This is a genomic window from Emcibacteraceae bacterium (genome assembly GCA_041396985.1).
GTDB lineage: Bacteria > Pseudomonadota > Alphaproteobacteria > Sphingomonadales > Emcibacteraceae > Pseudemcibacter.
In genome coordinates, this window is the sequence record JAWKXO010000001.1 from 784,009 (window position 1) to 794,908 (window position 10,900).

General features: G+C 45.3%; 8 protein-coding genes and 1 pseudogene. All 9 read right to left on the minus strand.

All coding sequences use genetic code 11. The features are described from left to right. Nucleotides 1-4 precede the first annotated feature (4 nt). The 9 genes and pseudogenes from R3D86_03800 to rpoC all read right to left on the minus strand — a co-directional run bounded on the left by R3D86_03800 (nucleotide 5) and on the right by rpoC (nucleotide 10,879). Nucleotides 5-298, minus strand: coding sequence for a 50S ribosomal protein L23 (locus R3D86_03800; protein MEZ5757327.1), 294 nt, complete (start codon nucleotides 296-298; stop codon nucleotides 5-7). Beyond that, the gene (gene rplD / locus R3D86_03805) at nucleotides 295-915 is read right to left on the minus strand and encodes a 50S ribosomal protein L4 (GenBank protein MEZ5757328.1); all 621 of its coding nucleotides are present in this window, start codon (nucleotides 913-915) and stop codon (nucleotides 295-297) included. Before rplD ends, R3D86_03800 begins: the two co-directional genes overlap by 4 nt. Before the next feature lie 134 nt (nucleotides 916-1,049). Then, a pseudogene (gene rplC, locus R3D86_03810) lies at nucleotides 1,050-1,676 on the minus strand (50S ribosomal protein L3). Nucleotides 1,677-1,681: 5 nt separating this feature from the next. Beyond that, nucleotides 1,682-1,996, minus strand: coding sequence for a 30S ribosomal protein S10 (gene rpsJ, locus R3D86_03815; GenBank protein MEZ5757329.1), 315 nt, complete (start codon nucleotides 1,994-1,996; stop codon nucleotides 1,682-1,684). 50 nt (nucleotides 1,997-2,046) lie between these two features. Then, a complete protein-coding gene (gene tuf / locus R3D86_03820; GenBank protein MEZ5757330.1) occupies nucleotides 2,047-3,240 on the minus strand; it encodes an elongation factor Tu in 1,194 nt (397 codons plus the stop codon). Nucleotides 3,241-3,327: 87 nt separating this feature from the next. Further along, a complete protein-coding gene (gene fusA / locus R3D86_03825; protein ID MEZ5757331.1) occupies nucleotides 3,328-5,403 on the minus strand; it encodes an elongation factor G in 2,076 nt (691 codons plus the stop codon). 21 nt (nucleotides 5,404-5,424) lie between these two features. After that, nucleotides 5,425-5,895 carry a 30S ribosomal protein S7 gene (rpsG, locus tag R3D86_03830; GenBank protein MEZ5757332.1) on the minus strand — a complete coding sequence of 157 codons (471 nt, stop codon included), beginning with the start codon at nucleotides 5,893-5,895 and terminating at the stop codon, nucleotides 5,425-5,427. Nucleotides 5,896-5,920: 25 nt separating this feature from the next. Then, nucleotides 5,921-6,292, minus strand: coding sequence for a 30S ribosomal protein S12 (gene rpsL / locus R3D86_03835; GenBank protein MEZ5757333.1), 372 nt, complete (start codon nucleotides 6,290-6,292; stop codon nucleotides 5,921-5,923). 381 nt (nucleotides 6,293-6,673) lie between these two features. Beyond that, nucleotides 6,674-10,879 carry a DNA-directed RNA polymerase subunit beta' gene (gene rpoC / locus R3D86_03840; GenBank protein ID MEZ5757334.1) on the minus strand — a complete coding sequence of 1,402 codons (4,206 nt, stop codon included), beginning with the start codon at nucleotides 10,877-10,879 and terminating at the stop codon, nucleotides 6,674-6,676. Nucleotides 10,880-10,900: the final 21 nt, after the last annotated feature.

Below are 10,900 nucleotides of genomic sequence, written 5' to 3' on the forward strand. Positions count from 1 at the left end.
TTTCCTACACCCCCGTCGTCACATCAATGGAATGACCTTCGGCCAATTTTACCATTGCTTTTTTACTGTCACTGCGACGGCCCATTACGCCTTTGAAGCGTTTTGTTTTTCCGTCCTGACGAATTGTATTTACCTTTTCAACCTTTACATTGAAAAGAGCCTCAACAGCAGCCTTAATAGCAGGCTTTGACGCTGTCATAGGGACCTTGAATGTCACCACGTTATTTTCAGAGAGCATTGTAGATTTCTCTGTAACAACCGGGCCAAGGATAATATCATAATGCTTGATATCGGTCATTTCAGTCTCTCCACCAAACTTTCTACGGCAGCTTTAGTCAACACCAGTTTTTCGCGGCGCAGGATGTCATAGACATTTGCTCCCTGAGTTGGCAGAACATCCACATTTGGAATGTTACTAAGAGCTTTCCGAAAGTTTTCATTAACTTCTGCGCCATCAACAAACAACGCATTGGATACACCCAGCTTATCAAGTTTTGATAGCAGGTCTTTAGTTTTACTGTTCTTAAGGTCGGCATTTTCAAGAATAACCAGATCACCACTGGCAACCTTACTTGAAAGCGCTGTCTTAAGACCCAGAGCTCTAATTTTCTTTGGAAGACTGATCGCGTGAGAGCGGACAACCGGACCAAATGCCCGGGCACCACCACGAAACTGGCTAACTTTACCAGAACCATGACGTGCAGATCCGCCGCCTTTTTGGCGACCAATACGTTTTGTTGTACCTGCTACTTCACCGCGAGACTGGACCTTATGTGTACCAGCACGGCGCTTTGCAAGCTGCCATACCACAACGCGCTGAAGAATATCACCACGCTCCGGCAGACCAAAAATACCATCATCAAGATCGATATCGCCGGCCTTTTTGGCATCAAGTGTAATTACTTGGGCTTTCATCGTTCTTATTCCTCATTCTCTGTTGCTGCGGTTTCTTCTGCAGGCGCTTCTTCTGACGGAGCATCATTTGCCACTTCAGCAACTGCTGCTGATTTTACTGCACCAGGATATGGCGCATCAGCAGGACGCTCTTTCTTAACCGCATCATTAATCAGTACCCAACTGTTTTTAGTTCCAGGCACAGCCCCTTTCACGAGGATGATACCTTCTTCCGCATCAGTTGAAATAACTTCAAGGTTTTGCTGGGTCATGCGCGCATCACCATAATGACCCGCCATTTTTTTACCTTTAAAAACGCGACCCGGATCCTGACACTGACCAGTTGAGCCATGCGCTCTGTGAGAAATAGAAACACCGTGAGAAGCGCGAAGACCGCCAAAGTTCCAGCGTTTCATAGCTCCGGCAAAGCCTTTACCTTTTGATGTACCTGTAATATCGACTATCTGCCCCGGAATAAAGTGATCTGCAGTAAGTTCAGCACCAAGATCAATAAATCCGTCTTCATTGATGCGAAACTCAGCGAGTTTCACTTTCGGCTCAACATTAGCTTTGGCAAAATGACCGCGCATTGGCTGCGTTGTCTTTTTTACTTTCGCTGTGCCGGCACCAAGCTGAAGAGCATTATAGCCGTCTTTCTCTTTTGTTTTATGTGCAACAACCTGTGCCCCGTCAACATGAAGTACTGTAACAGGTATATGTCTGCCACCTTCGGCAAATATACGGGTCATGCCCACCTTTTTTGCAATAAGTCCTGAACGCATATCCATTACCCCTGCAATTTAATTTCAACTTCAACACCAGCCGCAAGATCAAGCTTCATCAGCGCATCAACGGTTTGTGGTGTCGGCTCAACAATGTCCAAAAGACGTTTGTGAGTACGTGTTTCAAATTGTTCACGAGATTTTTTATCAATATGTGGCCCTCTTAGGACTGTATATTTTTCAATTCGCGTCGGCATAGGAATAGGGCCGCGAACGCTGGCTCCTGTTCTTTTCGCCGTATTTGCAATTTCACCTGCCGCCTGATCAAGAATACGATGATCAAATGCTTTAAGGCGAATGCGAATGTTTTGTGATTCCAACATAAAAATTTACGCAGACCTTTCGGTCTGCGCTCCTAAAAAGACTTTATCTATTCAACAATGGTAGCGACGACGCCGGCGCCTACAGTACGTCCACCTTCACGGATCGCGAAACGCAGACCTTCATCCATCGCAATCGGGTTGATCAGCTCAACATTAATCGCAACATTGTCCCCTGGCATCACCATCTCAACGCCAGCATCAAGGGTCACAACACCCGTCACATCAGTCGTACGGAAGTAAAACTGCGGACGGTAGTTGGTGAAGAATGGTGTATGACGGCCACCCTCATCCTTCGTCAGAATGTAGGCTTCGCCTTTGAACTTCGTATGTGGTGTAATCGTGCCAACATGGGCAAGAACCTGTCCGCGCTCAACCTCTTCACGGCCAACACCACGGATCAAAGCGCCAATATTGTCGCCAGCCTGTCCACTGTCCAGAAGCTTGCGGAACATTTCAACACCGGTAACCGTTGTCTTCTGGGTCTTCTTAATACCCACAATCTCAACCTCGTCACCAACTTTAACAATTCCACGCTCAACACGGCCAGTCACAACTGTACCACGACCCGAAATAGAGAACACGTCCTCAATCGGCATCAAAAATGCTCCGTCAATCGCACGCTCAGGCTGCGGAATATACTCATCAACCGCCTGCATCAGTTTCAGAATGCTTTCTTTACCAATCGCATCATCACGACCCTCAAGAGCTGCAAGTGCTGAACCGGCAACAATCGGAATATCATCACCAGGAAACTCATATTCATTCAGAAGCTCACGGATCTCCATCTCTACAAGCTCAAGAAGCTCCTCGTCATCAACCTGATCAACTTTGTTCAGATAAACAACAAGCGCCGGCACACCAACCTGACGAGCAAGAAGAATATGCTCACGGGTCTGTGGCATCGGGCCATCCGCTGCGTTAACAACCAATATCGCACCGTCCATCTGCGCCGCACCCGTGATCATGTTCTTCACATAGTCAGCGTGACCAGGACAGTCTACGTGCGCATAGTGACGCGCATCTGTTTCATACTCAACGTGTGCTGTCGAAATCGTAATCCCGCGCTCACGCTCCTCAGGAGCCTTGTCAATATTCGCAAAGTCAACCGCTGCTCCACGTCCACTCGTCTCAGCCAATACCTTCGTAATCGCCGCTGTCAGCGTCGTCTTACCATGGTCAACGTGGCCGATTGTACCCACGTTACAATGCGGCTTATTGCGTTCAAATTTCTCTTTTGCCATCTTCTTCTACCTTTTTCACTTATATTCAAGCGCCCTGTATTTTCCTCACAGGAAGAGCTAGTTAATATTTATTTACTCAAAATCAATTTAAGCAAACTTTTCCTTTACCTCTTCAGCTACGTTCTGAGGCACTTCTGCATAGTGATCGAACTGCATAGAATATGTAGCACGACCCTTTGTAAATGAACGCAGCTGGTTCACATAGCCAAACATGTTGGCCAGCGGCACCATTGCGTTTACAACTGTATTTGGACCACGTGTTTCAGAACCTGAAACCTGGCCACGACGTGATGAAATATCACCGATCACGTCACCCATATGATCTTCAGGCGTAACAACTTCAACGGCCATAATCGGCTCAAGAAGCTTGATACCTGCTTTCGATGCTGCTTCACGCATTGCACCACGACCGGCGATTTCGAACGCCAGAACACTACTATCCACATCATGGTAGGCACCATCAATGAGGGTAACTGAGAAGTCAATAATCGGGAACCCGATTAAGGCACCACTCTCGGCAACATCATGAACACCCTTTTCAACACCAGGGATATATTCCTTAGGAATGTTACCGCCCTTAATTTCATCGATAAACTGAATGCCAGAACCACGCTCACCTGGTGTAACTGTAATTTTTACACGGGCAAACTGACCTGAACCACCAGATTGCTTTTTATGGGTATAGTCAATTTCAACCTGACGAGCGATACTCTCACGATAAGCAACCTGAGGCGCGCCAACATTGGCATCAACTTTAAATTCACGCTTCATACGATCAACAATAATATCAAGATGAAGCTCGCCCATTCCTGAAATAATTGTCTGACCACTTTCTTCGTCCGATTTTACACGGAAAGAAGGATCTTCCTGCGCCAGACGGTTTAGGGCGATACCCATTTTTTCCTGGTCAGCTTTTGTTTTTGGCTCAACCGCAACAGAAATAACCGGCTCAGGAAACTCCATACGCTCAAGGATAATTTGCTTATTTGCAGCACAAAGGGTATCCCCTGTTGTTGTTTCTTTAAGACCACAAAGAGCAATAATATCACCTGTGCGTGCTTCTTTAACATCTTCACGCTCATTTGAATGCATTTGCAGCATGCGACCGATTTTTTCTTTTCTGCCTTTTACTGAATTAATCAAAACTGTGCCTGACTCAACTACGCCGGAATATACACGGGCAAAAGTCAGTGAACCAACAAATGGATCATTCATAATTTTAAAGGCTAGCGCAGAGAACGGCTCATCATCAGAAGGCGCGCGTGAAAGCGGTGTATCACCGTCAACCTCAACGCCCTGCACATCTTCAATATCAAGAGGTGATGGCATAAAGTCGACAACAGCATCAAGAAGTGTCTGAACACCTTTATTTTTAAAAGCTGTACCGGTTAGAACAGGAACAAAATCACCCGAAATCGTCCCTTTACGGATCAGACGCTTGATTGTATCAACATCAGGCTCATTTCCCTCAAGGTAAGCTTCCATCACCGCATCATCAAGCTCAACAACCATATCAAGAAGTTCAGCACGGTATTCAGCCACCTGATCAACCATATCAGCAGGAATTTCAACTTCAGTATAGTTTGCACCCATACCTTCGTCTTCCCAGATAATGCCGACATTTTTTACAACATCAACATGGCCTTTATAATCAGCTTCAACACCAATCGGCAACTGGATCACAAGCGCATTTGAACCCAAACGCTCTTTAATCATTTTAACGCAACGATAAAAGTCAGCACCCATACGGTCCATTTTGTTAACAAAACACATACGGGGAACATCATATTTATCAGCCTGACGCCAAACTGTTTCAGATTGAGGCTCAACCCCAGCCACACTATCAAAAACCGCTACCGCACCATCAAGCACACGAAGTGAGCGCTCCACCTCAATCGTAAAGTCAACGTGGCCTGGTGTATCAATAATATTAATACGCTTTTCTTTCCAGAAACAGGTTGTCGCAGCAGAGGTAATTGTAATACCACGCTCCTGCTCCTGCTCCATCCAGTCCATTGTCGCAGCGCCATCATGCACTTCGCCAATTTTATGGCTCATGCCTGTATAAAAAAGAATACGCTCTGTTGTCGTTGTCTTACCGGCATCAATATGGGCCATAATACCGATATTGCGATAATCTTTGAGGGGAGTAGTACGTGCCATCTTCTTAAACCTTTACCAGTTCTACCAGCGATAATGCGAGAAGGCCTTATTAGCCTCTGCCATTTTGTGAGTGTCTTCGCGTTTTTTAACTGCAGCACAACGGTTGTTAACAGCGTCGAGGAATTCTCCTGCAAGACGTTCTGTCATTGTATTTTCATTGCGCTTGCGTGACATACTAATAAGCCAGCGAATGGCAAGTGCCTGTGCACGAGTTGAACGTACCTCTACAGGAACCTGATAAGTCGCTCCACCAACACGGCGCGAACGAACTTCAACGGCTGGACGGATATTCTCAAGAGCAGTATGGAACTGTTCAATAGGGTCCACACCTGTTTTTGACTTAACAATATCAAGCGCATCATAAACAATGCGCTCAGCAGTCGATTTTTTACCATCAACCATCAGATTATTAATAAATTTAGCCAATACAACATCACCAAATTTTGGTTCTGGTAATACTTTTCTTTTTTCGGCTGCGTGACGACGCGACATATCTTAATTCCTTTGATAAAGGCCCTTATTTAGGACGCTTAGCACCATATTTAGAGCGACCTTGACGACGGTCGGCGATTCCCTGTGTATCAAGCACACCACGAAGAACGTGATAACGAACACCAGGCAAGTCTTTCACACGACCACCACGAATAAGAACAACACTATGCTCCTGAAGATTATGCCCTTCCCCAGGAATATAACTTGTTACCTCGAAGCCATTCGTCAAACGCACACGGGCAACTTTACGAAGAGCTGAGTTTGGTTTCTTTGGTGTAGTGGTATAAACACGAGTACATACGCCACGTTTTTGCGGACAAGATTCAAGTGCCGGCACTTTATTGCGCTGTACTGGCTTCTTCCGTGGGTTACGTACCAACTGGTTGATCGTCGGCATTCTAATTCCTTAATCTTTTTTTCATTTCCATAGCACAAAAGACAGCCATGTTTTCTATAATAGAAAAAAGAGCGATTCTTTCGACCGCCCCGGCTACCTAAAATACTTAAGTTCAAATTTTCTTATTCTCTACAGTACAGCGTTTAGCTCGCATGTGAACTACCACCAGCACCTCTAAGAAGTGTGCGCATACTATGTTCGCTTAATTTGTCAGTCAAGAAAAATTTAACATAGTCTTACTTTTTATCAAAAAGGCTGCAGAATCTGTTGTTTCAGTTCCTGCAGCCTTTAAATTATTTGAATTTAATTGCTGATAATATGTCTAATTATATAATAAACAGCAATTTAACTCATATTTCCTCATCCTTGAGAAGCAGAACCTTATGAGTCGGCCACTTCACCAAGCTCACTTGCCAGCGGATCCGCATTTGCAAGTGCATCAGCTGTCTGCTGTTCCAGTTCACTCTGAGCATCACGTCTGTGAGCGATTCTGTTATAAGCCTTCATCACCGAACCCGTACCGGCAGGAATCAGGCGACCAACAATCACATTTTCCTTTAAGCCAATAAGCTTATCAGATTTACCGGAAACAGCGGCTTCGGTCAGAACCCTGGTTGTTTCCTGGAATGATGCCGCGGAAATAAATGAACGCGTTTGAAGCGATGCTTTGGTAATTCCAAGAAGGATAGCTTCTCCTTTCGCAGGCTCACGCCCTTCAGCAATAGCCTTTTCATTCACTTCATCGAACTCTTCACGCTCAACCTGCTCACCGATCAGGAATGTTGTTTCACCGGATTTGGTAATTTCAACCTTCTTGAGCATCTGACGAACAATGACTTCAATATGCTTGTCATTGATCCCGACGCCCTGAAGTCGATAAACATCCTGAACTTCATTCACCAGATATTCAGCCAATGCCTCAATACCGAGAGACTTCAGAATATCATGCGGAGCCGGGTTACCATCAATCAGATATTCACCACGACGAATGTAATCACCTTCCTGTACAGATATATGTTTACCTTTAGGAATGAGATATTCGACCATTTCGTCCTTATCATTACGTGGATTAATGCTGATACGGCGCTTATTTTTATAGTCACGACCAAATTCAACATAACCATCAATTTCAGCGATAATTGCATGATCTTTCGGACGACGGGCTTCAAACAATTCCGCCACACGCGGGAGACCACCGGTAATATCCTTGGTTTTTGACGCTTCACGTGGGATACGTGCAATCACATCACCCGCGTGAACCTCGGCACCATCGGTAACCGAAAGAATAGCACCGACGGACATGAAATAACGGGCTTCCGTTCCATTGGCGAGTGCCACCACATTGTCCTTTGCATCACGGACAGTAATACGCGGACGAAGATCAGCACCTTTAGGATGAGAACGCCAGTCAACAACAACACGACTTGAAATTCCGGTTGCTTCGTCAATATTTTCACTAACCGCCACACCATCAGCAAGGTCAACAAATTTAATTGTACCACCCTGTTCGGTAATGATTGGAAGTGTATAAGGGTCCCACTCGCAGAGTTTTTCACCATGTTTAACTTTTGTACCTTCATCTTTCAGAAGATGTGAGCCAAACTGGACTTTATAGGTAACACGGTCACGTCCCTCTTCATCGACAAGAATAATTTCCATATTCCTTGAAAGCACAACCATCCTGCCTTTGCTGTCCTTAACAACTTTTTTGTTGATAATTTTGACAACACCGTCATGGGAGGCCTCAATTGCCGATTGCTGGGAAACAGAAGATGCGGTACCACCAATATGGAAAGTACGCATAGTCAGCTGTGTACCCGGCTCACCAATGGACTGTGCAGCAATAACGCCAACCGCTTCACCGATATTGACAATCGTTCCACGGGCAAGGTCACGGCCATAACATTTTACGCAGCAGCCATTTTTAGTCTCACAGGTAAGACCTGAACGGACTTTAACCACTGAAAGACCGGCTTTTTCAATTTCTTCTGCTTTTACTTCGTCAAGATATGTCCCTGCCTCGTAAATCAGTTCACCGGATACCGGATCCTTAATATCTTTTGCAAGGCAACGACCGACTATACGATCACTCAGTTTCACGATAACGTCACCGCCATCTGTAACTTCTGCCATATCAATTCCAAGTGACGTTCCGCAGTCTTCCTCAGTAATAACGCAGTCCTGTGACACATCGACAAGACGTCTTGTCAGATATCCGGAGTTCGCTGTTTTCAGCGCGGTATCGGCAAGACCCTTACGGGCACCATGGGTTGAGTTAAAGTATTCAAGAACACTGAGGCCTTCTTTGAAGTTTGAAATAATTGGTGTTTCAATAATTTCACCAGATGGCTTTGCCATCAGACCACGCATACCGGCAAGCTGTTTCATCTGCGCTGCAGAACCACGAGCACCACTATCCGCCATCATGAAGATGGAGTTCGTCGGAAGGGAACGACCCTTTTCGTCGACTTCTTCTTTGGAAATTTCAGCCATCATGGCATCAGCTACACGGTCAGTACATTGTGACCAGGCGTCAACCACCTTATTATATTTCTCACCCTGGGTTATGAGGCCCTGTTGATACTGATCTTCAAACTCTTTAACAGAATTTGAGGTTTCCTCAATAATTGGTGCCTTGCTGTCAGGAATAATCATATCGTCTTTACCAAACGAAATGCCGGCCTTACAGGCTTCACGGAAACCAAGTCTCATAACACTATCTGCGAAAAGCACTGTACGTTTCTGTCCTGAATGACGATAAACAATGTCAATAATTTCAGAAATTTCACGCTTACCAATGCGACGGTTAATCAGCTTCTCAAAGGAAATCTCAGGATGCTTAGGAAGATTTTTCGCAAGCATTGCCCGACCCGGAGTGGTTTCAACAATCTTTTTAATTGGATTGCCTTCATCATCAACACTGTCAATACGACATTTAATTGAGCTGTGAAGCGTAATTGCCTTTGCGTTTAGTGCCAGATCCACTTCGTCAAGGTCACTAAACACCATTCCTTCACCAGGCTCACCTTTTTTGGCCGTTGTCATATAATAAAGACCAAGAATAATGTCCTGTGAAGGCACAATAATCGGCTTACCATTTGACGGGCTCAGGATGTTGTTTGTTGACATCATAAGAACGCGTGCTTCCAGCTGGGCTTCAAGGCTAAGGGGCACATGAACGGCCATCTGGTCACCATCAAAGTCAGCATTAAACGCCGCACACACGAGCGGGTGAAGCTGAATGGCTTTTCCTTCAATGAGGACAGGTTCAAAAGCCTGAATACCAAGTCTGTGAAGTGTTGGGGCACGGTTCAGGAAGATCGGATGCTCACGAATAACAACATCCAGAACGTCCCAAACTTCACGACGCTCTTTTTCAACAAGCTTTTTGGCCTGTTTGATCGTGGTTGCAATACCAAGCTTATCAAGACGTGCATAAATGAACGGCTTGAAGAGCTCCAGAGCCATTTTCTTTGGCAGTCCGCACTGATGAAGAAGCAGGTCAGGGCCCACCACAATCACCGAACGGCCGGAATAATCAACGCGTTTTCCAAGGAGGTTCTGACGGAAACGGCCTTGTTTACCTTTGAGCATATCTGAAAGCGATTTCAGAGGCCGCTTGTTGGCACCTGTAATCACACGGCCGCGACGACCATTATCAAACAATGCGTCAACCGATTCCTGAAGCATACGTTTTTCATTTCGTACGATAATGTCAGGAGCGCGCAGTTCCATAAGTCTTTTCAGACGGTTATTACGGTTAATAACACGGCGATAAAGATCGTTAAGATCCGACGTGGCAAAACGGCCACCGTCCAATGGAACAAGCGGGCGAAGCTCTGGTGGGATAACCGGAAGAACTTCAAGGATCATCCATTCAGGACGGTTATCACTTTCAATGAACCCTTCTATGATCTTCAGACGCTTAACAATTTTCTTTGGCTTAAGCTCTGATTTAGTTTCAAGAAGTTCACGGTGCAGATCTTCTTTTTCCTGTTCAAGATCAATATTTTCAAGCAGCACTTTGATCGCTTCAGCACCAATACCGGCAGAGAAACTGTCCTCACCATACTCTTCCTGTGCCTGAACATATTCTTCTTCAGTAAGCAACTGCTTCATCTTAAGATTGGTAAGACCAGGTTCTGTCACAATATGCTGTTCAAAATAAAGAACACGTTCCAGATCTTTTAGTGTCATATCAAGCATAAGACCAATACGGCTTGGCAGTGATTTCAGGAACCAGATATGTGCAACCGGCGCGGCCAGTTCAATATGGCCCATGCGATCACGACGCACTTTGCTCAATGTCACTTCCACACCACATTTTTCGCAGGTGATGCCGCGATATTTCATCCGCTTATATTTACCGCAAAGACATTCATAATCTTTGATCGGACCAAAGATACGCGCACAGAAAAGACCATCGCGCTCAGGTTTGAAAGTACGGTAGTTAATTGTTTCCGGCTTTTTGATCTCGCCATAAGACCATGACCGGATTTGCTCAGTACTTGCAATCAGAATTTTGATATTATCAAATGTTTCTGGTTTTGCATTCGCATTGAAGAAATTTACTATTTCCTGGCCCATTGCCAATTCTCCTTATCCAGT